This is a genomic window from Thalassospira sp. Z349TD_5 (genome assembly GCF_056173045.1).
Map to the genome: position 1 here is coordinate 3239775 of NZ_CM149654.1, position 24922 is coordinate 3264696.

General features: G+C 52.7%; 20 protein-coding genes and 2 tRNA genes. 5 read left to right on the forward strand and 17 right to left on the reverse strand.

The genetic code is table 11. The features are described 5' to 3' along the window. Positions 1 to 90 precede the first annotated feature (90 nt). From AC0VXT_RS15060 to AC0VXT_RS15100, 9 genes are all read right to left on the reverse strand, one after another. Positions 91 to 2055, reverse strand: a complete 1965-nt coding sequence (locus AC0VXT_RS15060; protein WP_475546059.1) for a hybrid sensor histidine kinase/response regulator — start codon at positions 2053 to 2055, stop codon at positions 91 to 93. An 84-nt stretch (positions 2056 to 2139) separates the two neighbouring features. Further along, positions 2140 to 3138, reverse strand: a complete 999-nt coding sequence (gene acuI / locus AC0VXT_RS15065; RefSeq protein WP_475546060.1) for an acrylyl-CoA reductase (NADPH) — start codon at positions 3136 to 3138, stop codon at positions 2140 to 2142. A gap of 95 nt (positions 3139 to 3233) precedes the next feature. Continuing rightward, on the reverse strand, positions 3234 to 3614 hold the full coding sequence (locus AC0VXT_RS15070) for a YkvA family protein (RefSeq protein WP_475546061.1): 381 nt from the start codon (positions 3612 to 3614) through the stop codon (positions 3234 to 3236). A 161-nt stretch (positions 3615 to 3775) separates the two neighbouring features. Further along, complete coding sequence (asnB, locus tag AC0VXT_RS15075; RefSeq protein ID WP_475546062.1) at positions 3776 to 5536, reverse strand: asparagine synthase (glutamine-hydrolyzing); 1761 nt, start codon at positions 5534 to 5536, stop codon at positions 3776 to 3778. Continuing rightward, on the reverse strand, positions 5536 to 6561 hold the full coding sequence (locus AC0VXT_RS15080) for a glycosyltransferase (RefSeq protein ID WP_475546063.1): 1026 nt from the start codon (positions 6559 to 6561) through the stop codon (positions 5536 to 5538). The genes asnB and AC0VXT_RS15080 overlap by 1 nt, the downstream gene beginning before the upstream one ends. Next, the gene (locus AC0VXT_RS15085) at positions 6558 to 7592 is read right to left on the reverse strand and encodes a glycosyltransferase family 4 protein (RefSeq protein ID WP_475546064.1); all 1035 of its coding nucleotides are present in this window, start codon (positions 7590 to 7592) and stop codon (positions 6558 to 6560) included. Before AC0VXT_RS15085 ends, AC0VXT_RS15080 begins: the two co-directional genes overlap by 4 nt. A 4-nt stretch (positions 7593 to 7596) precedes the next feature. Continuing rightward, positions 7597 to 8361, reverse strand: coding sequence for a glycosyltransferase family 2 protein (locus tag AC0VXT_RS15090; RefSeq protein WP_475546065.1), 765 nt, complete (start codon positions 8359 to 8361; stop codon positions 7597 to 7599). Continuing rightward, positions 8358 to 9320, reverse strand: a complete 963-nt coding sequence (locus tag AC0VXT_RS15095) for a glycosyltransferase family 9 protein (RefSeq protein ID WP_475546066.1) — start codon at positions 9318 to 9320, stop codon at positions 8358 to 8360. The genes AC0VXT_RS15090 and AC0VXT_RS15095 overlap by 4 nt, the downstream gene beginning before the upstream one ends. 3 nt (positions 9321 to 9323) lie before the next feature. Next, on the reverse strand, positions 9324 to 10352 hold the full coding sequence (locus tag AC0VXT_RS15100) for a glycosyltransferase (protein ID WP_475546067.1): 1029 nt from the start codon (positions 10350 to 10352) through the stop codon (positions 9324 to 9326). A 159-nt stretch (positions 10353 to 10511) separates the two neighbouring features. Between AC0VXT_RS15100 and ygfZ the strand changes: the two genes are divergently transcribed. Next, on the forward strand, positions 10512 to 11426 hold the full coding sequence (gene ygfZ / locus AC0VXT_RS15105) for a CAF17-like 4Fe-4S cluster assembly/insertion protein YgfZ (RefSeq protein WP_475546068.1): 915 nt from the start codon (positions 10512 to 10514) through the stop codon (positions 11424 to 11426). Between the two features lie 74 nt (positions 11427 to 11500). Here the strand turns inward: ygfZ and ppdK are convergent, their stop codons facing one another. The 6 genes from ppdK to AC0VXT_RS15135 form a co-directional block, all read right to left on the reverse strand. Next, on the reverse strand, positions 11501 to 14173 hold the full coding sequence (gene ppdK, locus AC0VXT_RS15110; protein ID WP_475546069.1) for a pyruvate, phosphate dikinase: 2673 nt from the start codon (positions 14171 to 14173) through the stop codon (positions 11501 to 11503). Positions 14174 to 14250: 77 nt separating this feature from the next. Beyond that, the gene (gene glyS, locus AC0VXT_RS15115) at positions 14251 to 16314 is read right to left on the reverse strand and encodes a glycine--tRNA ligase subunit beta (RefSeq protein ID WP_475546070.1); all 2064 of its coding nucleotides are present in this window, start codon (positions 16312 to 16314) and stop codon (positions 14251 to 14253) included. A 3-nt stretch (positions 16315 to 16317) separates the two neighbouring features. Then, positions 16318 to 17208 (reverse strand): glycine--tRNA ligase subunit alpha, encoded by an 891-nt coding sequence (locus AC0VXT_RS15120; protein ID WP_475546071.1) that lies wholly within the window; start codon positions 17206 to 17208, stop codon positions 16318 to 16320. A 305-nt stretch (positions 17209 to 17513) separates the two neighbouring features. Further along, entirely contained in the window at positions 17514 to 17732 is a 219-nt protein-coding gene (locus AC0VXT_RS15125) for a hypothetical protein (protein WP_475546072.1), read from the reverse strand. 73 nt (positions 17733 to 17805) lie between these two features. Next, on the reverse strand, positions 17806 to 18591 hold the full coding sequence (locus AC0VXT_RS15130) for a tRNA1(Val) (adenine(37)-N6)-methyltransferase (RefSeq protein WP_475546073.1): 786 nt from the start codon (positions 18589 to 18591) through the stop codon (positions 17806 to 17808). Between the two features lie 110 nt (positions 18592 to 18701). Further along, positions 18702 to 18959 carry a putative signal transducing protein gene (locus AC0VXT_RS15135; protein ID WP_475546074.1) on the reverse strand — a complete coding sequence of 86 codons (258 nt, stop codon included), beginning with the start codon at positions 18957 to 18959 and terminating at the stop codon, positions 18702 to 18704. A gap of 282 nt (positions 18960 to 19241) precedes the next feature. Here AC0VXT_RS15135 and AC0VXT_RS15140 point away from each other — a divergent pair, with 282 nt between their 5' ends. Both AC0VXT_RS15140 and AC0VXT_RS15145 read left to right on the forward strand, forming a co-directional pair. Beyond that, positions 19242 to 20252, forward strand: coding sequence for a polyprenyl synthetase family protein (locus tag AC0VXT_RS15140; protein ID WP_475546075.1), 1011 nt, complete (start codon positions 19242 to 19244; stop codon positions 20250 to 20252). Positions 20253 to 20363: 111 nt separating this feature from the next. Beyond that, positions 20364 to 20440: transfer RNA gene (locus tag AC0VXT_RS15145), tRNA-Pro, on the forward strand. 143 nt (positions 20441 to 20583) lie between these two features. Here the strand turns inward: AC0VXT_RS15145 and AC0VXT_RS15150 are convergent. Then, positions 20584 to 21381: a substrate-binding periplasmic protein gene (locus AC0VXT_RS15150; protein WP_475546076.1), complete on the reverse strand. Its 798-nt coding sequence runs from the start codon at positions 21379 to 21381 to the stop codon at positions 20584 to 20586. Between the two features lie 5 nt (positions 21382 to 21386). Further along, positions 21387 to 22667 (reverse strand): diguanylate cyclase, encoded by a 1281-nt coding sequence (locus AC0VXT_RS15155; RefSeq protein ID WP_475546077.1) that lies wholly within the window; start codon positions 22665 to 22667, stop codon positions 21387 to 21389. Positions 22668 to 23143: 476 nt separating this feature from the next. Between AC0VXT_RS15155 and AC0VXT_RS15160 the strand changes: the two genes are divergently transcribed. After that, a tRNA-Pro gene (locus tag AC0VXT_RS15160) sits at positions 23144 to 23220 on the forward strand. Positions 23221 to 23774: 554 nt separating this feature from the next. After that, the gene (locus tag AC0VXT_RS15165) at positions 23775 to 24836 is read left to right on the forward strand and encodes a TRAP transporter substrate-binding protein (protein WP_475546078.1); all 1062 of its coding nucleotides are present in this window, start codon (positions 23775 to 23777) and stop codon (positions 24834 to 24836) included. The last annotated feature ends 86 nt before the right edge of the window (positions 24837 to 24922 follow it).

Here is a 24922-nt window from a genome sequence, read left to right on the forward strand (position 1 = left end):
CAAACGACGACACTCACAACAAAGCCCGGCAAAATTGCCGGGCTTTGTTATTATTATAGTTCGCCATCTTATTTACGCCCCAACGGTTTTCTATTCACCGTAAACTTCAGCAAGCTCATCAAGAATGCCAAGAAGCTCTTGAAGATCAAGGGGTTTTGGCATCACCATGACAGGTGCATCCGCACCATCATCATCATCAACTGGTCGCTCAGCATCCCCGGGGTGCCCGGTCATAACAATAACTGGCATGGCGGGGTTTCGGGCACGCAGCGCTTTGACCAGGCTGTTGCCATCCATATGTGGCATGCGAATATCGGTGATCAGAATGGTCGGCGGCATAACCCCGGCGATCGCCAATGCGTCCTCACCGTTCGTTGCCGCTGAAACCGAATATCCTTGTGCTTCCAGATAAGCAGCAATGATTTCCATCGCATCAATTTCGTCATCAACGACCAGCACCCGGACGGCTTGACGCCCGGCACGATCAACGCAGTCACCATGTATTCGCGCACTTTTTGCCACCGGTTCGTCACTGTCCGCTTCGAGTTCCTTACCAATTTGGGCGACCGGTAGAGTTACCTCAAAACAGGCCCCATCCCCTTCGTTACGCACATCAATCTTGCCGCCCATCGCCTCGACGATGCCATAGCTGACCGACAACCCAAGCCCTGTTCCCTTACCAACGTCTTTGGTGGTGAAAAATGGATGGAACAGCAGATCAATGGCCGCCTCTGGGACACCACCACCATTGTCATTCACCGCGAGTTTCAGGAACTTTTCGTCTTGATCAATCATCGCACTGACACGGATTAACCCGCCAATGCTGTTGGCATCATCGCCATTCTCATTGATTGCATCACGCGCATTGGTCAGCATATTGACCAAAACCTGTTCGAGTTGCACCTGACGGCCATTAACCCGACACATCTGGGCAGGTGGCACCACATCAATCATGATGCCCGACAGTCGGCAATCATGCTCAATCATGTCCACAGCACGCCCCACGGCCTTCATGGGATCAAACGGGGCAAAGTCATCATCATCAGGTCGGCTATATATTTGCAGATGCTTGATGATTTCAGACATGCGTTCAGTTTGACCGCTGATCAAAGACAGGCGTTCTCGTTGAAAGGCGGGTTTTACAGCCTCAAGATCATATTGAAGCGCACAGGTATCGGCCGTCATGCGAATAACATTCAACGGCTGGTTCATTTCATGGGCCACTGATGCCGCCATTTCACCCAGTGTCGCAAGTTTGGATGTCTGGACCAACTGGCGTTCGACTTTGCGTTTTTCCGTCACATCTTCGGCCAGCATCAACATTGCCGGTGCGCCTTCGTGGGTAAAGGCGATTGCCGACACTTCCAGTTCAACTGTCTCACCATCCGGGCGGTTGCACATGATGACAAAATCTGCCCGACCGCTGTAACCGTTGCGATAGCGTTCTATATATTCTGACAGGATTTCACGGCTGGATGGATTAACCATCTCCATAAAGCTGCGACCAACAAGTTCTGTCGTATCCTCAGCACCCAGGATCGTGAGCCCCTGCTGATTGATATAAGTAATCTCCTCACCGCTCAGGATTGAAATGAGCTCAGGGGCAAGTTCGACCAGCTTGCGATAGCGTTCTTCACTTTCCTTGAGTGCCCGTTCGGCCCGCGAACGTTCAATGGCATACCGGATGGAACGTCGAATTGTCCGACCGTCTGGAAATTCCTTGGTCAGATAGTCTTCCGCACCATGTTGCAGGGCCTCAAACGCAAGTTCTTCGTCCTTGTGACCGGTTAAAACAACCACCGGGGCGCTATTGGCACAGCTGCGCACGCGACGAATTGTCTCGACACCCGATGAGTTTGGTAAGGTCAGGTCAAGCAACACAACATCGAACCGTGCGCCCGGCCCGTCGCCATTTAAAATAGTCAGGGCCGAGGTAAGGTCACTGCAATGTTCAATATCAAACGGATCGCCAGTTTCATCCAGCAGCGTTCTGACAAGGAACGCATCCCCCGGGTTATCTTCGACCAAAAGAATTCGAAACCGTTGATCAGCCATCGCAGCAATTTCCACGTTTAAAATCATTTTTCCGTCAAAGCCTGAACATCGGAAAGTATCTGATTTTGCATGGTTCCAAGGCTTCTAGCAATCCTGCACGTCAATCAGCAAACGACCTTTGATCTGACCTTTCAAAATTTTCTCACCCCATGGCACAACATCACGAAGCGCAACCTTCGTCGTTGCGGCATTTAACTGACCGATAGGAAGCTCTTTCGCAAGCCGTTCCCACGCCCGAATTCGGGTTACATAGGGACACATTACCGAATCAATTCCGATCAACCGCACCCCGCGCAACAGGAACGGAATCACAGTCCCCGGTAAGTCGGCTCCTCCGGCGAGACCACAGGCTGCAACAACACCGTGATACTTCATTTCTGAAAGAGCATGCGCAAGGGTTGTGTTGCCAACACTATCAATCGCCCCAATCCAGCGTTCGGCCAAAAGTGGTTTGCTGGTATCGGTCAACTCATTGCGATCAATAATTGTCGTCGCCCCCAATTCACGGAGATAGGCGTGGGTTTCTGCGCGCCCGGTTGAGGCCGCGACCCGATAGCCCAAGGCCGACAAAATCGATACTGCAACCGAGCCAACCCCGCCAGCAGCACCTGTTACAAGAACTTCGCCATCCTGTTTTGGGCTGATGCCCTGTTCTTCCAGTGCCATAACCGCAAGCATTGACGTAAACCCGGCCGTCCCGATGGACATTGCCTGTGCCGCGTCTAGTCCTTCTGGCAACGGCACAAGCCACTCGGCCTTTACCCGCGCCATTTGACCATATCCGCCCCAATGGGCTTCACCAACGCGCCAACCGGTCAGGACAACCTGATCACCGGGCCTGTACCGTGCATCACTTGACGAGACGACTTCACCGGAAAAATCGACCCCCGGCACATGCGGATAGGTGCGCACCAATCGGCCAAGGCCATTTAAAATCATGCCATCCTTGTAATTTAAGGTCGACCATTTGACCCGAACCAAGACATCACCATCCGGCAGGTCATCAGTTGTCAAATTACGGAATTCGGCTGTGACTTTCTTGTCGTTCTGATCCAAAACAAGTGCGCGGAATGCATCGCCCATGGAACGTCTCCCGATCATGATGTGTTTGGATCAAGAGTATTCGTGCGCAAAGCCAGCTGTCAAATGCGCCCTTGGTCGGATCAGTAAACACTTCGTCATTGCGACAGAACCGGAGAAACAGGCGCAAGATCCCCCTCTCCGCTGCCCAGCAAAATCACAAGCACGACGGCCACCAAAAGAACAACCATATATAAAACGGTTCGACGTGATGTGTTTTCACCGGCATCAGCTTCAGGCACGACATCATGCTGGACCGGTGCCGGTAAGCTGCGATAGGAAAGCCATCCCAAAAGCGGCACAATCACAAGATCATCAAGCCACCCAAAGCCAACAATAACATCGGGCAACAGATCAACCGGACTGATCAAATAGACAAGTCCTGCCAGCAAAATAAGTTTGGATTTCAGGGGCACATCGCCACGCATCAATGTCCGCAGCAGATTGGGAACGATCATCCAGGCTGATGTTTTCGCCATGAAAAGCCTTCTATCCTAATCGATCAATCTCAGCTCCACGCGCATGATCGCGTCATGCCCTTGATCACGTGTCACTTGTTTACGGCGGGCCATACATCGGCCATCAAATTTGACCAGCATCACCGATATTTGCATTCGAAATTCACAAGATATCAAACTGGCTACGAAGCGAGTGTATCAAAAACATCATCTGCCGGCGCCTGGCCAAGAATATTGGTCTGATGCCACAAGGCGTAAAACAACAGATGCCAGCATGCTGCACTTTCTTTCTTGCCGGGCGTGGTGAACAGCTTTTCCACCCGAACAGGATCGGCAATTTCAAGAACACCGGCCTGATGGGCAACCAGCGGGCCAAGGCGCTTACCCTGCCCGGCAATCCATTCCCCAACCGGCACGGTAAATCCGCGTTTTTTGGCAAAGGGTTGCGCCATTGGCAAACACCGCTCCAGCCAGCTGCGCAACAGGAATTTACCCACACCTTTACGCACCTTAAGCCGGTCTGGCAGATGATATGCAAAGTCCGCCACCATTGGATCAAGGAACGGTGTCCGACCTTCAAGTCCATGCGCCATCAGCATGCGATCAAGCTTGATCAACAAATCATTTGGCAACCAGTCCGAACAGTCAACCGCCTGTGCCACCGCAAGACGCGAACGTTTCCCCCGGTTTTCACGGCTTTCGGATGCCGCTATGCCATCGCGCCAGCCTTCAAGAACTTTGGGGCGCAGAACATCGATCTTATCAAAGGTGCCCTTGGATCGCATGACCCGCCCGCCCAGGATTAAAGGCCGCATAACCGAACGATATCGGCCATACCCGCCAAACAGCTCATCGCCGCCTTCGCCGGATAGAACGACCTTGAAATCCCGTGCGGCCTCGGCTGCAAGCTTGTAGGTCGGCAGAATAGCATAGTCAGCCACCGGATCGTCCATCTTGGCAGCAACCTCGGGCAAAAGCGTCCAGAAATCGCGTTCGGAAAACATAACCTCGACATGATTGGCATTGCAGGCCTTGGCAACTTCGCGGGCCAATTCACGTTCATCATGTACGCTCGATGCCTCAAATGCGGCGGTATAGGCCGTCACCGGACGTTCGTTCAAGCGATGCATCATGCCCAGAAGCGATGCACTATCCACCCCGCCCGACAGGAACATCGCATAATCAACGTCAGAACGTTGATGAAGTCGCACAGACTCTTCAAACACGCGGTCCCATTGGGTCAAGGCACCATCAAGACGCGCCCCAACAACACCCTTGTCCCCCAGAACCTGGCGGCGGCGACGTTCAACCACACGCCCGTTTTTCAGAACAAGCGTCTCGCCTGGCAACAGGCGCTTGATACCATCAAGGATCATGTCACTGCCGGTCGTGAATTGAACCTGAAGCAACTCCGAACGGGCATCTTCGCGCACAGTCCGGCCAATAAGTCCGGCCGCGACAAGCGCCTGTGCCTCGGACGCAAAAGCAAAGAACTCTGGCGTTTCGACATAATAAAGCTGCTTGATGCCAAACGGGTCGCGACACAGCACAACCTGATTTTCTACCACATCATGAAGGGCAAAGGCATACATGCCGCGCAGTTGATCGAAACCATCTATACCATCACGAGCATAGAGGCGAAGGGCGGTTTCACTGTCTGAACGGGTCTTAAAGCCTGCTTCGCACAGGTTCTGGCGCAGCTCGACATAATTATAAATCTCGCCATTGGCGATAAGTGCGCTGCCATTCTCATGAAAAAGCGGTTGATCGCCAGTATCAAGATCAATGATCGCCAGCCGGGTCTGGATAAAGCCAACCGGACCTTTTACATATCGACCATCGCCATCCGGACCACGATGCCCCAACGCATTGCGCAGGCGATCCAGAATCTCGGGATCAATGGTTTGCTTATCTTTGGCAATAAATCCGGCAATTCCGCACATTAAAGCGCAACCTCGTCAAAGAAAGCTTTGTATTTTGCGACGACAACGTCTTCGGTGAAGTCCGCCTCAAAGGCAGCACGACCGTTGCGTGACAATGTGTCTGAAAGCACTCTGTCGTCAAGAACCGCGCGCAAATCTGCCACCAAGGCAGATACATCTTCGAGTTTCGACAGCAAACCACTTTCACCCGGCGTGATCAATTGAACCGGCCCCTGGCTTGCCTGTGCGACAACCGGTTTGCCATGTGCCCAAGCCTCAATCACCATGTTGCCCAGCGGTTCATGCCGTGATGATGCGCAAAACACGTCGCAGGTCGCAAAAAGATTGGCAACATCGCGCCGCCAGCCAAGCAGTCGCACGCGATCTGCAACACCGCATTCACCGGCAAGTTTCAGAAGATCATCTTTTAAATCGCCCGCCCCTGCAATCCAAAGATAAGTACCGGGTACTTCAGCCATCGCACGGATCAGGGTATCAAACCCCTTGTTGTCATGCAGCCGCCCCAGACCAAGGATTAGCGGCGCATCATCGGGGGTATTAAATTCGGCCCGACTAATTGCTGTACCGGGTTTTGCATCAACAAAATTCGGCAGATAATGAGTGCGATCAACGGGCCATCCTTCGCCAATAAGATAATCGCAGATATTGCGCGTATTGCCGATCAGGTGATCACAATCTCGGAAATTTTTGAGTTTATAATATCCGCCAAGCCGCGCAACTTTCACAAAGTCACCTGATGGCGTCATGCGGCTGGCACGGTTCATCCAGCTCAGGACAATGCGCGGCTTGTGACGTTTGAGCTGTTTATGCAAATTCCATGGCGTTCGTACATCCAACCGCCCGCCAAAGGGCAATTCGTCAAACGACACGCCACTGGCAGCAAGCACCGCGTTGCGACCTTCGTTCGGACGCACGACACAATGCTGCTCAATCCCGACACGTTCAAACCCACAAGCCAGACGCACAAAGAATTCCTCTGCCCCGCCAAACGGACTTCCAGCCATGGTTTGCAGTAACGTGGTCACGGGATGAGCCTTTCGAACGCCTCGGCGGCCTGTCCCCAGCCCCAGCCACGCTGTTTCTCAAGCGATGCCTGATGCTGTTTTAGCCAGAGACCGTCATCATTGAGAATTTCAGCCGTGCGCTTGGCAAAGATGTCGTCTTGGTTGGCAACAAAACCGGTGTGGCCATCAACAATACGTTCGGCAACACAGCCGACTTCCTGCACCACACATGGAACGCCCATTGCCTGTGCTTCGCCCAATGCAAGACAGAAGGTTTCCCCGACGTCCCCACGATAAGGCATAACGCGCGCTTCGCTCATCTCGTCAAGAAGCTGGGTTTTGGGCACTGGGCCGCGAAGAACGACACCTTTGTCACGCAGCGTTTCGGCATGATCGAGGATGGCCTTCATGCGCTGAGCTTTTTCATCGCCAGCCGCCCCATAAGTCTGCGGGCCAGCAAAAACATGCAACTCGGCATCAGGTGAAAGCGGATGGATTTTCTCGGCCCAAAGATCGACAAGCCAGTCAAGCGACCGCAACGGATTGGAGGTAAAAATCGCACGTTTCTGACGCACGTCATGTCCAACCTCTGCTGTCATGAACCGGTTTTCAATACCATACGGGATCACAACCCGTTCACCGCACGGTGCCCACTTGGGATAGGTCGCCAAATGATGTCCACCGGAAAAGACGATTGCAGGTTTAATCTTCCACAGGCGCGACAAATAACGCCATTTCAGTAGATATCCCGCCGGATTATGGATCCAGAAAATCGTGCGTTTGGCACTTGGCATTTTGCCCAAAAGCTTATGCCCCCGATTGGCGATGTAAAGATCAGCCGTTTTCGGAAAACCATCTGCCAACGGACGCCATTTCACACCGTGATTTTCATGAACTTTGTCACATTGATTAAGGATCGTTACATCATGACCGCGCGCAGCCAGCCCTTCGGCCAAGGAAATAAACGCGGTTTCCGCCCCGCCCAGTGGACGTTGCGACAACGTAAACCCGTCAAACTTAATGCCGTCATCGGCCAGTACGATTGTTGCCATCGGGTTAGTTATCCTCGTATTTGGCCTTGATGTAGGAAATGACCGGGAACAATCCGGCAAACAGCGCAGTCAGGAAGCCAATCCCACCTTCCTTATATCCCTTACGCCCTACATAACACCGGATAAAGCGCGAAAACAGACGTCGGATGTTATTGGCAAATGTGCCGATATTGCCACTGTCTCGAAGGTCGGCGGCGCGTGCTGTCGAATAACTATCCAAACGCTTGATCATGTCCGAAATATTCCGGTCAACATAATGACGCACGGGATGGTTCAGGCTCGGGCCTTTTTTGCCTTGAAACGTCACAGCTGGATGCACACTTTGCGGCCCCCAGTGCTTACCACCGGCCCGGAACAACCCACCATAGGCTGACTTGCCAAAAGATGATCCCCATCCATACCGCACAAGACGCTCCCCGACATAGTTATCAACCGGCAAATTGTGAAACCCGAAATCACTGGTCACAATCACATCACGAATTTCACGTGCTAGCTGTTCAGACACATGTTCGTCCGCATCGACTTCAAGCACCCAGTCGCCTGATACCTGTGCCAATGCATGGTTACGGCGTTCGCCCTCCATCATCCAGCTTCCAACAAGGGTTTTGGCCCCGGACGCCTTGGCGATTTCTTCGGTCTTGTCGGTGCATTTGTCGCAAAGAACAATGATTTCATCGGCAAAGGCAACATGTGCAAGACATTTAGGAAGCCGGTCTTCCTCGTTATGAGCAGTGATCACAACGGTCAATTTTGGCAATGCATTCGTCATGATCTGTTTCCATCCCCGCTGGCCAGAAGCGCACCAGCCGCATCAATCACCTTATCGACAGAAAGACTGTCCATCAGAGTGTCGTGTGATCGCCATGTCGCCCCAGAAGCCCAAATATCATCGCAGGACATATCAGTGCGCACATCAGCAACAACTGGACCGCAAGGACCATAGTTTTGTTCACGTGTCGGACCAAACAAGCCCAGCGTTGGGATACCTGTGGCAGCAGCCATATGCATCAAGCCACTATCATTGCCGATATAGAGATCGCTGCGTTCGAGACACGCCTGCACGGTCAACAAGTTTTCGTCGCCAAAAATCACGGTTCGATCTTCCACAGGAACCGCATCAATGACTGGTTTTGCGGCTTCACGCTCGCTGGGAGCCCCCACCAACAGCACATGCGCGCCCGGCAAAAGCCCGTCATCGGCCCGAAGTCGAGCGATCAATTCAACAAAGCGATCCGCGGCCCATGTTTTCCCACCCCAGTTAGCCGATGGGCCAATTGCAAGAACCTTGCGCGCGACATCAGGCAGTAGTTCTAAAGCGCGGTTCCTATGATTTTGATTGACCCAGACTTTGGGATAAAGACCTTTTTCAAGGCCAATCATACGGGCCATTTGTTCAACACGGTGAACGCGATCGTCATTCCCAGACAGCACAACACGCTTCCACCCCGGCAAAACATACGCCGTCGCACTGCCGCGTAAATCAACGATCACGTCCCACCAGGTCAACGCAACCGACTTCCAAAGCTTCCACCAGTGCCCGCCGCGTTTTTGCTTGGGCATCTCGATAATGCGCTCAAGATTGGGGACGGTCTGGAAAATCGGGGCTGCCACCGGACCACAGGCAACTGTAACCTTTATGCCCGGATAGGTTTCGACATAATGGCGTAAGACCGATGTCGAAAGGACAGCATCGCCCAGACGGTTTGACGTAATAAACAGCAGGCGCACAGCTTAAATTTTCTCCAGCTCACCGGCGACATGGATCCACTCGCGGCGGTCATTGCGTGCGGCTTCAGACTGAGTGGAAAAGAACGACCGGTCGGTCAGAAGCTGCCAAGTGATATTACCATAGGCCGCCTCATCGGGAACGATATACCCGGTTTTGCCATCTTCAACGCGGGTTTTGGCAATCCCGCCATAAGACACAACCGGCGTTGCCGCACCAAGCGCGTTGACAATCCACTGACCAGCATAGTCTGTGCCATATTTTCCGTGATGCAAAAACGCCCGCGCATTGGCCACCGTTTCGGCCATATCGCCTTCGGGTTTTGGATGTAACACCCGAACACCCTTGTCAATCGCCGAACGCACCAGATCAACGATGTCGTCAGAGACCTGATCGTTTTCACCGGCCATCGCCATGAAAAGATCATAGGCATAGATTTCCAAAATCGCCTTGGGCGCCTTGGGCGCCACATAGGCTTCCCAAATGCGGACAATCTGGGCGATGCCGGTGGTGGTATTGGCAACCGTAACCGCCACTTCTTCACGCGATTCAAACGCCCAATGCATGTTTGAGGCCATGGTAAAGGCCGTGACCGCCCCCGGCTTGACCACAATCGGCTTTTTCACCAGATCGGTTTCAAAGCCTTTTTTCTGCGCGTCATCGGTAAGGACGATCTGCACTTCCTTGTCATGCAGAACCAGACGCAGATCATCGGCGTTCAATTTCGTCGGATCACCATCAAACCAAAGGATTGTTTTTGCATCCGCCGGAATCGAAGCGTGGCTTAACAAGGCCGGATCGCGCCAGGCAATTACCGTGTCAACCGCATCGCCGCCAAAGGGCGGCAATTCGGCATCAAGTTGTCGCCATGCAACACCGTGCATATCCTTGTCGATGCCACCATTTCGGCGCGCTTCGACCTTATGGCCACGGGCGACAAGGGCCTCGGCGAGCGCAATAAAGGCGCGCTGCGTGGTCCCTAGCGGGCGGGCTTCACGATCTTTGGGATCAAAGCCGATGGAATGATCAAGCATCAAGATTTTCATAACTTTGGTTCTATCTGCTCGGCAGCGTTTTATGAAGGGTTTTCTTACATCACACTCTGGCTTTCGTTCACGAGACAGGGCTTGCGAATTATGTGCAATTACCCCACATTTCGGCCAAACCATTCCGACAAACCGGAGCCCATACATATGACCGAGACTTTTTACGCCCTTCTGCCGGATCGGGCCGTGATCCGGGTCAGCGGTCCTGACCGCGTCAGTTTTCTGCAAGGGCTGGTATCAAACAATATCGAAACCATCAGTGCCGAGAAATCCGGCTATGGTGCCCTGCTGTCCCCGCAGGGGAAATTCCTGTTTGATTTCTTTGTCTATCAACAGGACGAAGACAGCCTTTTGATCGAATGCGAACGCGGTGAAGACGGCGCGCGGGCCGCAGATCTTTTCAAAAAACTGCGCATGTATAAACTCCGTGCCAAGGTCGAACTGACCGATGTCACCGACAGCTATGACGTGGTTGCGGTGTTTGGCAAGAATGCGCTTTCGTCGCTTTCATTGCCCGACACGCCGGGCAGCACCGCAGGCTTTGCCAACGGGATGAAGGCGGTTGATCCGCGTTTGACCGCAATGGGCGCACGTGTGTTGCTGCCGAAAAATGGCTTGGCTGAAATGGCGGCCATCGGCGCCACCGAAAGCGATGTGGAAACTTACCACCAATTGCGCGTGTCACTTGGTCTGCCCAATGGCAGCGAAGAACTTGAAATCGACAAAGCCATTCTGCTTGAAAACGGCTTTGAAGAGCTAAATGGCGTCGATTTCAAAAAGGGCTGCTTTATGGGTCAGGAATTGACCGCACGGACCAAATACCGCGGTCTGGTGCGCAAACGTTTGCTGCCCATCACAATCACCGGCACTGCCCCGGCCGCAGGAACCGCCATCATGAATGGCGACAAGGAAGCAGGCATCATCCGCTCCGTCCATGGCGATGGCGGGCTTGCCCTGATCCGTCTGGAACGTGTTTCTAAGGGGGATGAACTTCTGGCCGACGGCGCAAAAATTACCGTCAATATCCCCGATTGGGTGTCGCTACCAGAAAGTGCGGCGTAACCCGGCTTTAAACGCCAGATCAAACAAAGACAAAAACACCGGCGGCAAGGTCATCTTGCCGCCGGTGTTGTTATTTAGGACGACTTGCGATCAAGGGCTGCCTGTGCGGCGGCCAAACGCGCAATCGGCACACGATAGGGCGAACAGGATACGTAATCTAGTCCCTGTGCTTCGCAGAACGCGATGGAGGACGGATCCCCACCATGTTCGCCACAAATGCCAAGCTTGATGTCGGGGCGCGTCGCACGCCCGCGGTCGGCCGCAATGCTGACCAACTCCCCAACCCCTTCCTGATCCAGTGACACAAACGGATCACCGGCAAAGATTTCCTTGGAAATATAGGTATCTAGGAAACGCGACGCGTCATCGCGCGACAGACCAAAGGTGGTCTGGGTCAAATCGTTGGTGCCAAAGCTGAAAAACTCGGCTTCTTCGGCAATTTCTCCGGCTTTGAGGGCCGCACGCGGCAATTCGATCATCGTGCCGACAAGGAAAGTCAGCTTGGCCGATTTTTCGGCCTCGACCTCGGCTGCAACCTTGATGATCGCAGCTTTCAGGATTTCGAGTTCCTTTTTGCCAACGATCAGCGGGATCATGATTTCCGGGATCACCGGACTACCACCATCCTTGGAAACCTCAATCGCGGCTTCAAAGATCGCACGCACTTGCATTTCATAGATTTCAGGATAGCTAATGCCAAGTCGGCAACCACGATGGCCCAGCATCGGGTTGGCTTCCGTCAGGTCAAGCAAACGACGGCGCACAATCGCCTCGGACACGCCTGCGGCATTGGCAACCTTGGCGATTTCCCCATCACCATGTGGCAGGAATTCATGCAAAGGCGGATCAAGCAACCGGATGGTGACCGGAAGCCCCTTCATGATGCGGAACAGGTCAATAAAGTCCTGCCGCTGATAAGGCAGAAGCTTATCAAGGGCGGTGCGGCGCCCCTGTTCGGTTTCAGCCAAGATCATTTCGCGCATGGAAATGATCCGTGCCGGGTCAAAGAACATATGTTCCGTCCGGCAAAGACCAATACCCTCGGCGCCAAAACCACGCGCGGTTTGCGCGTCATCAGGGGTTTCGGCATTGGTGCGGACCTTAAGCCGGCGCACCCCATCAGCCCATTCCATCAATTTGGAAAAATCACCCGAAAGATCGGGCTTGAGCGTTGCGACCTCGCCCAGCATGATTTCGCCGGTTGCCCCGTCAAGGGTAATAACATCCCCTTCCTTAAGGTTCACACCACCCGCAATCATGGTTTTGTTGGCATAATCGATCTTGATCTGACCCGCACCACAGACACAGGGCGTACCCATGCCACGTGCCACCACGGCGGCATGGCTTGTCATCCCGCCACGGGACGTCAGGATACCTTCGGCGGCATGCATGCCCGCAATGTCTTCCGGACTGGTTTCGATCCGCACCAGAATAACTTTCTGGCCCTTGTTATGCGCCCAATCCTCGGCAATTTCAGAGGAAAAGACAATCTGTCCGGATGCCGCCCCCGGGGACGCCGGAAGGCCCATGCCAATCACTTTACGTGTTGCTTCGGGATCAAGGGTCGGATGCAAAAGTTGATCAAGCTGGGCGGGATCAACACGGCGCAGCGCGTCTTCCTTACTGATCACGCCATCACTGCACATTTCAACGGCGATGCGCAGGGCCGCCTTGGCCGTCCGTTTACCGGCACGGGTTTGCAGCATGTAAAGCTTGCCCGTCTCAACGGTAAATTCCATGTCCTGCATATCGCGGTAATGGGATTCCAGCTTGTCGCGGATATCGCAAAGCTCGGCAAAGACCTTCGGAAGCGCTTCTTCCATCGAAGTCAAATCCGATCCGGATTCTTCGCGTTCGATTTTGGTCAGCGGTGCCGGTGTCCGAATGCCCGCAACCACGTCTTCGCCTTGCGCGTTGATCAGATACTCGCCGTAGAAACGATCTTCGCCGGTCGATGGATTGCGCGAGAAACACACACCTGTCGCACAATCATCGCCCATGTTGCCAAACACCATGGCCTGCACGTTAACTGCCGTGCCCCAGCTTGCCGGGATACTGTGCAAACGACGGTATGTATTGGCCCGTGCATTCATCCAACTGCCAAACACCGCACCAATCGCGCCCCAAAGCTGTTCACGCGGGTCTTGCGGGAAAGGCTGACCAAGCTCGCTATCGACCTTTTTCTTGAAATCGCGAACGACCTCGGCCCAATCATCGGCACTCATTTCGGTATCAAGGGAATAACCCTTGTCTTCCTTATGGATCTCAAGGATTTCTTCGAAATGGTAATGCTCAACACCGAGCACCACATCGCCATACATCTGAATAAAGCGGCGGTAACTGTCATAGGCAAAACGACGATCACCTGACACTGATGCCAAGGCTTCAACCGTTTGATCATTGAGGCCAAGGTTCAAAACCGTATCCATCATGCCGGGCATGGATGCCCGCGCACCGGAACGAACAGATACCAAAAGGGGATCGCTTGCATCGCCAAACTTGCGTCCGACCAGTTTTTCAACTGCCGCCAGCGCCGTTTCGACTTCGGCATTCAGACCATCCGGGTAAGTACGGTCATTGTCATAAAACGCCGTGCAGACTTCGGTTGTAATGGTAAAGCCAGGCGGGACCGGAAGCCCAAGATTACTCATCTCGGCAAGGTTTGCGCCCTTGCCACCCAGAAGTTCACGCATATCCGATCGGCCTTCGGCGTTACCGCCACCGAAACCGTAGACCCATTTGGTCATCTTGCCTTTTCCTCATCTGGTCAAGGCCCTTTGGCGGGCCTCCCCAGGATGGGGAAAGCCCCGTAACCCCGACCTATTTATGTTTCGATCTTTGAGAAGTCTGCAATGTCATGCAAGGCCGTCCGAATTTGCGCCAGCAGCTTAAGCCGGTTGGCACGTTCGTCCGCCTTGTCACTGTTTACCGTGACCTGTTCAAAGAATGCATCGACCGGTTCACGCAACCGCGCAAATTCGGTCATTGCCGCGGCATAATCCTCGTTACGCAAAAGCGGCAAGGCAGTATGCCGGACATCGATGAGCGCCTGATACAGCTTGCGTTCTTCATCCACGCTCAGAAGATCCGCGGAAACATCCGCGTCATAGGACGTATCGTCCTTTTTCTCTTCGATGCGCAGGATGTTGGACGCACGCTTGTAGCCAGCCATAAGGTTAACGCCGCTTTCGCCCGATACAAAATCGGAAAGCGCCTCAACACGGGCCAGCAGGCGGACAAGATCGTCCTCGCCATCAAGTGCAAACACGGCAGACACCAAATCATGGCGCACACCCTGTTCACGCAGATGGACTTTCAAACGGTCGGCAAAGAATGCCAAAAGATCATCCACCGCCGCATCACGACGAATGGCCGACGGGTACTGAGAAACAGCAAAGGCGAAGACGCGACGTAGCGGCAAACGCAAACCGTTTTCCAGAACCAGACGAATGACACCCAATGCCGCACGACGCAGGGCGAACGGATCTTTTGACCCGGTCGGCTTTTCATCAACCGTGAAGAACCCGGCAAGGGTATCAAGCTTCTCTGCCAAGGCAAAAGCAACCGAAACCGGTGCTGTCGGACACATATCCGATGGCCCCGCCGGGGCATAATGCTCGGCAATGGCATTGGCGACTTCCGGGGCTTCGCCGTCATTTTCGGCGTAATATTTCCCCATCAGTCCCTGAAGTTCGGTGAATTCAAACACCATCTGCGACACCAGATCGGCCTTGCCGATTTCAGCGGCACGGTCGGCCAGTTTGACATCACAGCCCGGGATATCGGCCGACAGCTCACGTGCCAGCCCACGCAGGCGCAAGACACGCTCGGAAAGCGACCCCAGCTTGGCGTGGAAGACGATGCTGTCGAGTTTCGGCAGACGCGATTGCAGCGTCACTTTCCGATCCTGATCCCAGAAGAATTTGGCATCATGCAGGCGTGCGCGCAAAACGCGTTCGTTACCGGCGATGATTTTGGCATTGTTGTCCGCCGTCACCATGTTGGAAATGGTGATAAAGCGTGCGGCAAGTTTGCCGTTTTTATCTTCGACAACAAAATATTTCTGGTGTTCACGCATCGAGGTTTCAAGAACCTCACGCGGGATATCCATAAACAGGTCATCGACCTTGCCCATCACCGGAACCGGCCATTCAACCAGGCCACAGACTTCTTCGAGAAGACCGTTATCTTCCAAAAGGTCAAAGCCCTCGGATGCGGCCAGCTTTTTGGCACCGTCAAGGATGCCCTGCTTGCGCTCTTCGCGGTCAAGCACGACCATGGCAAAGCGCAGTTTTTCTTTGTATTCGGTGGCATTGGCAACGCTAAAGGTTGCCGGGGCAAGGAACCGATGGCCGCGGGTGGTATCACCGGCGGTGACGGGACCGTACGACGCCGGGATCACCTTGCCATCAAACAGGCACAGAATGCTGTCGAGCTGACGCACCCAGCGGACTTTCTGATCGGCCCAGCGCATCGATTTTGGCCACGGCAATTTGGCCATGGCATCTTCGACGATGTCCTTGATGACCTCAGCACTCGCACGGCCTTTCTGTTCGACAATCGCAAACAGGAAAGTGCCCTTGGGCATTTCGCGCTTTTCACACTGTTCAAGGGTCACACCATTGCCCGTAAGGAAACCATTGATCGCCTTTTCAGGTGCATCGGCGCGCGGACCACGGCGTTCTTCGCGCAAGTCCGGCTGTTTTTCGGGCAAACCATCAATGATCAGGGTCAAGCGGCGCGGGGTGACCAGCGTTTCGACAGTCTCAAACGCAAGATCGGCGGCCTTAAGGCCATCGGTGATCAGTTTGGCAAGATCGTCCGACGCACGGGCCTGCATACGGGCCGGAATTTCTTCGGAAAACAGTTCAAGCAGCAATTCGGCCATAACTTATGCCTCCTCTTTCAGATGGCCGCGTGATCGCAGCCACGCCTCACAGCAGGATTTCGACATGTCGCGAACACGGCCGATATAGGCCGCACGTTCGGTCACGGAAATCACGCCGCGCGCATCAAGAAGGTTAAAGATATGGCTGGCTTTCATTGCCTGCTCATAGGCCGGCAATGCCAGACCGCGTTCGATATTAACGCTACACTCGGCCTGTGCGTCCTTGAAGTGCTGGAACAACATATCGGTGTTCGCGACTTCAAAGTTATAGGTCGATTGTTCGATTTCATTTTGCAGGAACACGTCGCCATAGCTGACGCCCTGACCATTGTAATCAAGGTCATAGACGTTCTCGACACCCTGAATATACATCGCCAGACGTTCCAGCCCATAAGTCAGCTCGACCGGGACCGGGTTGCATTCAAACCCACCGACCTGTTGGAAATAGGTGAACTGGGTGACTTCCATGCCATCAAGCCAGACTTCCCAGCCAAGACCCCATGCACCAAGGGTCGGGCTTTCCCAGTCATCCTCGACAAAGCGGATGTCATGGGCCATCGGGTCAATGCCCAGATGCTTGAGCGAGCCAAGATACAATTCCTGCGAATTGCCCGGCGACGGCTTCATGATCACCTGAAACTGGTAATAGTGCTGCAAGCGGTTCGGGTTTTCCCCATACCGACCATCGGTTGGACGACGCGATGGCTGCACATAGGCCGCATTCCAGCTTTCCGGTCCAAGCGCGCGCAAGGTTGTCGCGGTGTGGAAGGTACCGGCACCGACTTCCAAGTCATAAGGCTGAAGGATGACACATCCCTGATCAGCCCAATAGCTTTGCAGTCGGAGAATGATTTCCTGAAATGAAGGGGGACGTTGCGACCCGTCGAGCGCCATTGCGCAAACTCACTATTACTGTTGCCTATAAATTAGAGCGGCAAGCTACCGCCCTGCCCCGCCGGGGTCAAGAAGGCAAAAGCCCTGAGATGCACCGAATTTGCAACCCTTGCATCACTGCTCGTCACAAAATACTGCACCGCAACATCATAGATCAGCGATCTGGTGCCGGTTTTCAAATGAAATCTGCCCGTGTTGACACAAAGTCGAAGACAGGCCGTTGGGTTTCTGTCGCTTGCATTGGCATATCTTTCCGCCCCAAACCGGGCGCGAAACCTTGGCCAAGAATAATGTTCAGCTTAGCCCTAGCAGCGATGGGCATTGCCTTCGGCGTGGTAAACACCGCACGCGGGGCATTTTTCCATTTCCTGCGCCACTGTCTTTGGCTGGCTTTTCTTCTTATGGCGGGTCTGCTTTGGCTGTTCGTTTTCTGAAACCTGCTTGAAACGGTTAAACAGCTTAAAGCCCTGCCATACGACGACAATGACCAGAGCGGTAAAAATGATTTTCGAAAAGCTGAGCATATCCGTTCCCAAAGCGCATTTATTCCTGCGCCACAGCGCAACCAAGCGATTCTTATATTAAACTCTCATCGATTTAGAAACCGGGCAATGCCACTGGATTGCGCAAAATTTGTTCTGCGTGCGGTAAAAAGGCCCCTGCGGCGTCATGCAAAACAAGCCCACGACGCAGCGTAAGCGGCGATGCCACCCCTTTGCGGGCTGAAACAATCACGCGCAGTGGTGCCTCGGAATTATCTTTGCTCCAGATCGGATACACCGTCACATCCCCGGCTTTGCCATGCAACAAACCAATGATGCGATCCAAATGATCTGCGCGGTGCACCAACGTAATCCGCCCTTTGGGACGCAGCATTTTCAAACAGAACCCGATCCAGTCTTTGAGACTGGTTTGGCCTTCCTGATGGGCAGTTGCCCGGCTGTCATTGGGCGAGCGCGTGCCACCGGGATAGTAGGGCGGATTTGAAATCACCTGATCAAAACCATGTGCCTGTAAAGGCAACTTTGGATCATTGATATCGCCATGAACCGGGGTCACGCGCCCAACCAGATCATTTTCAACCACGTTGCGACAATAAAGCGCATAGAGGTCATCCTGCACTTCAATACCGGTCACAACCGCATCTTCAAGTCGATGTGCGACACACAACCCGGCCGAGCCAACTGCCGCCCCGACATCAAGAATTTTTTGATCGCGTCTGGAATTAATCGCGACCGCAGCCGCCAGAAACACCGCATCGACCGCCACCCGATAGCCGTCTACCGGTTGTTTAAGCGTTACCGACCCACCCAGAAGAAAATCATGACTGATCCGGTCTTCGGGAAAGTCGGGCACATCACATGTCGCACCTGCGTTTGTCATCAATCGCCTTTATTTGCGCCACCAGTGTCACGCACCTCATCCTGCCCAGCAATATGGGTTTTGGTGAAGTCCCGAGACCCAGCATCACTTGCCAGCATTACTTGCCTGCATCACTTGGACGTCAGTTCGTCCTTTTTATCCTGTGCTGCGTTATGCGCATCAAGCTCGCGTCTGGCAATATCAAGAATGTATTTCGCGCGACTTTCCTGTTCGCCGTCAACCATCAAGCGCCGTTGCAGCGCCCCGATGGATCCTTCGATGATGCTGGCGTGATAGTCAAAGATGTGGCTTGAAATTCCTTCATCCGCCAACACCGATTGCGCCCAGCTCAGCTCAATCGGATCGTTGCTGCGAAACAGTTCGATCATATGGCGGTTCCCCTTAAATCGTTTGCTCGGTGTGTTACCTTGACCGGATCGTTTCAGATCCAGTGTTGAAATTATACGTACATTAATGTGGGGAGCCTGTGCAGCCGTTTTCAGAAAATGCCCTTAATCCCGCAATTTATCTAGGATTGGACACTGTGCACCACAGCATTTGTCCCCTTGACCGGTATGCCCTTGGCTATCTATGTTGAGGCCGCCTGATGTTATTTGCAATCTTCGCTAAATGCAGGCTGCGAAGATGCCATTGGAAAGTCGGAATACAGCGTGACCAATACCGCACCGCAGACAAAGCCTCAGCCGAGCCTTGATTCACTGGTTAACCTTGTTGACGCCGACATGAAGCGCGTCAATCAGGTCATCATCGACAATATGCACAGCGAAGTCGCCCTGATCCCGCAACTGGCATCACATCTGGTTGCGGCCGGTGGCAAACGCATGCGTCCGATGCTGACACTGGCATCGGCCCGGCTTTGCGGTTACGGCGATGGTCCCGATGCGGTTGACCTTGCCGCCTGTGTCGAGTTCATCCACACTGCAACCCTTCTGCATGATGATGTGGTTGACGAAAGTCAGCTACGCCGTGGACAAGCGTCAGCCAATGCCCTTTTTGGTAACGAAGCAAGCGTTCTGGTTGGTGATTTCCTGTTTGCGCGCGCCTTTGTCGTGATGGTCAAAACCGGATCGCTGCGTGTTCTTGATATTCTGGCACAGGCATCGGCCGTCATTGCCGAAGGCGAAGTCTTACAGCTGGCGACCGCCAATGACATGGGGACGAGCGAAGAGGCCTATCTTGAAGTCATCACGGCCAAAACCGCCGCCTTGTTTGGCGCAGCATCGCAAATCGGTGCGGTCATTGCCAAACGGTCGACCGAGGATGAAGAAGCCCTGCGACTTTATGGCATCTATCTGGGCACTGCATTCCAGTTGATTGACGATGTTCTCGATTATTCTGCCCATCAGGCCACGCTTGGCAAAACCGTCGGCGATGATTTCCGTGACGGTAAGGTCACACTTCCGGTGATCATTTCCTTTGCCAAGGGCGACGAAGATGAAAAAGCATTCTGGCGTCGCTGCATGGAAGATCAGAATTTTGAAGACGGCGATCTTGATCGCGCACAAACGCTGATCCGCAAACATGACGCACTTACGGCATCAATGGATCGGGCCCGCGACTATGGTCAGATGGCAATTGATACGCTGACGCGCTTTGACGATGGTCCGATCAAGGATTCGATGATCGAAGCGGTCGAGTTCTGTATTTCCCGCCCCTACTGATACCACCTATCGACAAACACCCCATATTGCTTGGCGATGTTGGGCAACGATGTCACAAAAATATCTTGCGTCACCTGCCAGAAACCATTATCACCCGGCTTCGCAGAATGACGGAGCGTAGCTCAGCCTGGTAGAGCACTGTCTTCGGGAGGCAGGGGTCGGAGGTTCGAATCCTCTCGCTCCGACCATTATTGATAGAAATATCAAGATATTACGCCCTAGCAGAAATGCTGGGGCGTTTTTCGTTGACACGCAGAAACTAGCCCCCTGAAAACACCAAGAAAATGATTACGAGCCATGGCCATAACCCGTTGGTTCCTCAGTCTAGGCGTTACTCTTCAAATCTCACACCATATTTTTCAAGCAAGACGTTCTCTTTCTCGCCCTTCATCGACAAGCGTCCCTCATTCCAGATTCTTATAAGTTGCTGTCTTTTTTCCGGTGGAATTTTCTTTGAGAAGATCGCTCTTTCAACCAGTTTCCTTTCCAAGCCCGGGCGTACAATCTTCAGATCATCATTCATGTCCAGCCGATTTAAGACATACTGAAGAACCAGTTCGTTATCGGCATAAAGATCGACCCGGTTTTCTTTAATCATGGTGAAAATCCGGTCCACCACATCATCGTAGCCAGAGATCACTTCGATGAAATCCGCATTTCTTGGATCATCAATATATTTTTGATACTCGAGGCTTGCCGAGCTGTAATCCCAGCCCGGCCCCGTTGCAATGCGCCTGCCGTTCATCGACTGGATGCCGTTATAGCGCCACGGATCATCTTGCCTGACAACAAAGGCGGTTATATAGGCAAACGTCTTTTCCTCGGCATACACGAACCCGGTATCCTTGGGCCCTGAAAACACGTATTCGGGCAGCATGTCACAAAGACCATCTTCGACCATGCTAAGCCCCCGTGCGAGAGGGACTTCGTAATATTCCAGTGTGTAGCCATGAGAGGTGTATATGTGATCGAGCATATCAATGATAACGCCGCGCTCAGGAGCATCTTCCGAGGGAAAGATCGTCATCGGCGCCCATTGATCATAGCAAACCTTCAAAGTCGCCGCCTGACTGATGTTGGCCACCGTGGTTGCCGTCAAAAGAAGCATAAAGACGAATAGACGGTGCATTTTCTTTACCTTTCGACGCGATCGCGACCTTTCTCTTTGGCCCCATAAAGCTTCAGATCGGCGCGCTTGAACAGTTCGTCAATAGAGTTGTCTTTTGCCTCGGACGAGGTAACGCCAAAACTTACAGTGTAGGTGATTGTTTTACCGTCCACCTCCAAAGTGGCCGAACCAATGGCCTTTCGCAGCTTATCTGCAAGACGGCTGGCGTGATCTATCCCCATGTCCGGGAGAAATATTGCAAACTCTTCTCCGCCCAGTCGCCCAAAAAGGTCCGACTTTCCGAGGAAATCCTGAATGGTATGCGCAAAATGAATAAGAACCTTGTCCCCGATAAAATGGCCATAGGTATCGTTGACCATCTTAAAGTGATCCAGATCCATCAGGATAAAGGATGCAGGCGACTTTTGGCGCTGCGATAACGTGAACAAATGCCGTGCCGTCTCAAAGAAATTTCCACGGTTTAACGCGCCCGTTAAAGAATCATTCGCCGCCAGATCTTTGAGCTTTTCATTCAGGATCTGGAGCTCTTCTGTGCGCTTTGCAACAGCATCCTCAAGCCAGTTACGCTTGGCTTGCTCGTCTTCCAATAATTGCGCGCGCCCCTTCTCCATGGCAGAGAGCATATTATTCATATGATCCTGAAGCTTACTGATCTCGTTGTTTTCAGTGATGGAAAGATTGATCCGTTTGCTGAAGTCTTGGCTCAGTTGAACCTCATCGACTTGCGACATGAGCTCTTTTAACGGACGGGCTAGAAAACGATCGAAAGCCCAGACAAACAGCCAAAATAAAACAGACAGCTTTATGATTGCGGTAATCGCAATCAAGGCAAAGCCAAACAAAACGCGGTTCAAAACGACTTCTGAAGATGAATAAAGTGTCAGCGCCCCTAACGTTATTTTTTTGTCGTTCAGCTCCCAGGCTAAGTCTGACTTTTTATCAAAGACTGATAATGGGGCTGCCCCTTCCGTGTAGGACCTTTTTGAAATGATCTTTTCTTCGTGTTTGTCGAAAATATCGACACCCACGATTATTGGCATTTTAAGCAACCCCTCGACGAGGGCATCCATCTGTTTTTGATTGTACTGCCACATACTCGTCGCGATTGGGTTCCGGACAGTCTGCTCGAGCTGTTCTAATTCACTTAAAATTGAATCCTGCGTCTTAATATATTCAGTCAGGAACTGAACACTTGTGACCAGAAAGGTTACGCCCAAATAGATCGAAAAAGTAACCCGCATCACTTTTTGGGACAGGTTTTTAGGACGAAGATATTCGATGAACATTCAAACCAACACTTCCCGATAAACTTCAATTCAGAGCTTATTTAACCATCGTCAGAACATTTTGACCGCTGATATGTTGGGATCGTTCCGGACAATTGAGGCTCCATATTATATATGTTTGATGTTAAGCGGCTTGTTGCCGATACGCCAGTCGTCGTTCTCTAAATGTCTTTTTTGATCCATTGTTTTTATTTAAGGAACAATGAGGTTGGTTCAAGACAGCCCGTTGCAGTGTGTTTCACTACAACCAAAACCATAGGCATCTCAGATACCCTCGTTGTCTGAGGCCACGAAACAGACACCGAACTCAGGGCCTTTTGCGCCAACACTATCGGCAAACCTAAGCCTGCAGGTGATTTAAGATCAACCTTGGGCAACTCGCTGCTGAACGCCTCCAATCACGCAAATATTTCCCTGAAAACAGCCCGATTATGCTTGATCCGCACCGAAAGAAGAGCTAAACCTCCCGCCACTGACGGAGCGTAGCTCAGCCTGGTAGAGCACTGTCTTCGGGAGGCAGGGGTCGGAGGTTCGAATCCTCTCGCTCCGACCATCAGTCGGGCGGTCTTTTTTTTTAAAGGACCGCCCGTTTTCATTTCAGGCCTTTGACGCCCGGGCAACGTCACGTTGCCCTGATTTCAAAATCATTCTCCCCCGCGGCCCAAATGATACTGCAGCTGCAAAACCAGATGCCCGCGCACAGCCCCTGAAAATCGTCATCACACGATAAATCAAAACACCCCGCACCATACATTCAGCACTCAACCCCATACAAAAGGCGAATCGTCGCAGAGCAATTTTGCTAAGCGACGAATATAACGTGTCTTTTAAGGATAGGGCCGCACCAAAGCCTAAACGTCTGTAAAAATACGCATTCCCGTGCGCAAATCCTACTTTTGAAGCTGGATGCAAGTTATTTTTCACGCATCCGCGAAGATATTTTCTTGCGCAAAGAGCGAAACAAACTTGCCCATACTTGCGAATTACGCTTATGCTCGGCCTCGCAACATAAAAATCGGCGGAAACCCGCAGCAATAATAATAGCAAAACGCGGTTGTCCGCCTCACGTGGTATTACCAATTTCGGACTTCTTAGGGAGGAAGACGGATGAGCTTTTCTAAACTGCTTAAGTCGGCAACTTGTGTCGCAGTTCTCGCAACGGCAGCATTTTCTGCTGCCCCATCTGATGCAAATGCTCAGGAACGCGTTCGCTGGAAAATGGGGTCAACCTATCCCGGCAGCCTGACCCAGCTCGGGACGCTGGGCAAGCGCGTCGATGAAAAAATCGATGCCGTTTCCGGTGGCAACATCAACATTAAATTCTATGAGCCGGGCGCACTTGTACCTGCACTCGAAGTTTTTGATGCTGTTTCAACCGGTTCAATTGATGCTGCTTTCTCAACCCCGGGATATTGGGCTGGTAAAGTCCCTGCCCTTCAGCTGTTCGGTGCTGTTCCGTTCGGCCCGCAGGCAGGTGAATATCTGGCATGGGTTAAGTTTGGCGGCGGTCAGGAAATCTTTGACAAGCTGTATGCCGAACATGGCATCAAGTCGCTGTTCTGCGGCCTGATCGCTCCGGAAGCTTCTGGCTGGTTCTCCAAGGAAATCAACTCGCCTGATGACCTTAAGGGTCTGAAGATGCGCTTCTTTGGCCTTGGCGCAAAAGTCATGGAAAAACTCGGTGTATCGACCCAGCTTCTTTCGGCTGGCGACATCTATCCGGCACTTGAGCTGGGTACGATTGATGCGACCGAATTCTCCATGCCGGCGATCGATCTGAAACTTGGCTTCCATCAGGTTGCCAAATACTACTACTTCCCGGGCTGGCATCAGCAGTTGACCTTCTTTGATCTGATGATGAACAAAGAAAAATGGGATGCACTTTCCGACACCCAACAGGCACAGATCGAAACGGTCTGTAACGACAACCTTGCTTATGGTTTCGCAGAAGGCGAAGCGATCCAGTTCGCAGCCCTGAAAGAACTTCAGGAAAAAGGCGTGAACATCAAAAAATGGTCGCCGGAAATGCTAGATGCGATGCGTGGTGCATGGGAAGAAGTGGCAGGCGAACTTTCGAGTGAAGATGCAGCCTTCAAGGATGCATACGAAAGCCTGCAGTCCTTCCGTGCAGATTACAAAATCTGGAAAGACATCGGGTATCTCGATTAATCCAAACGGTCTGAAAGGCTGCTTACGCAGTCTATAAAAACAAGTCACGGCAAGGCCGGGTCCGCGTGCCCCGGCCTTGACCGCGA

Bases quoted from the DNA above. Each gene is read 5' to 3' on its own strand.
- AC0VXT_RS15120 (WP_475546071.1), bottom strand. From the start codon at position 17,208: ATGGCGCTCGACGGGTCGCAACGTCCCCCTTCATTTCAGGAAATCATT.
- acuI (WP_475546060.1), bottom strand. From the start codon at position 3,138: ATGGGCGATGCATTCCGCGCACTTGTTTTGGATCAGAACGACAAGAAA.
- AC0VXT_RS15135 (WP_475546074.1), bottom strand. From the start codon at position 18,959: ATGATCGAACTGTTTCGCAGCAACGATCCGATTGAGCTGAGCTGGGCG.
- glyS (WP_475546070.1), bottom strand. From the start codon at position 16,314: ATGGCCGAATTGCTGCTTGAACTGTTTTCCGAAGAAATTCCGGCCCGT.
- AC0VXT_RS15060 (WP_475546059.1), bottom strand. From the start codon at position 2,055: ATGGCTGATCAACGGTTTCGAATTCTTTTGGTCGAAGATAACCCGGGG.
- ygfZ (WP_475546068.1), top strand. From the start codon at position 10,512: ATGACCGAGACTTTTTACGCCCTTCTGCCGGATCGGGCCGTGATCCGG.
- AC0VXT_RS15155 (WP_475546077.1), bottom strand. From the start codon at position 22,667: ATGTTCATCGAATATCTTCGTCCTAAAAACCTGTCCCAAAAAGTGATG.
- AC0VXT_RS15125 (WP_475546072.1), bottom strand. From the start codon at position 17,732: ATGCTCAGCTTTTCGAAAATCATTTTTACCGCTCTGGTCATTGTCGTC.
- asnB (WP_475546062.1), bottom strand. From the start codon at position 5,536: ATGTGCGGAATTGCCGGATTTATTGCCAAAGATAAGCAAACCATTGAT.
- AC0VXT_RS15130 (WP_475546073.1), bottom strand. From the start codon at position 18,591: ATGACAAACGCAGGTGCGACATGTGATGTGCCCGACTTTCCCGAAGAC.
- AC0VXT_RS15150 (WP_475546076.1), bottom strand. From the start codon at position 21,381: ATGCACCGTCTATTCGTCTTTATGCTTCTTTTGACGGCAACCACGGTG.
- ppdK (WP_475546069.1), bottom strand. From the start codon at position 14,173: ATGACCAAATGGGTCTACGGTTTCGGTGGCGGTAACGCCGAAGGCCGA.
- AC0VXT_RS15165 (WP_475546078.1), top strand. From the start codon at position 23,775: ATGAGCTTTTCTAAACTGCTTAAGTCGGCAACTTGTGTCGCAGTTCTC.
- AC0VXT_RS15100 (WP_475546067.1), bottom strand. From the start codon at position 10,352: ATGCTTGATCATTCCATCGGCTTTGATCCCAAAGATCGTGAAGCCCGC.
- AC0VXT_RS15070 (WP_475546061.1), bottom strand. From the start codon at position 3,614: ATGGCGAAAACATCAGCCTGGATGATCGTTCCCAATCTGCTGCGGACA.
- AC0VXT_RS15090 (WP_475546065.1), bottom strand. From the start codon at position 8,361: ATGACGAATGCATTGCCAAAATTGACCGTTGTGATCACTGCTCATAAC.
- AC0VXT_RS15085 (WP_475546064.1), bottom strand. From the start codon at position 7,592: ATGGCAACAATCGTACTGGCCGATGACGGCATTAAGTTTGACGGGTTT.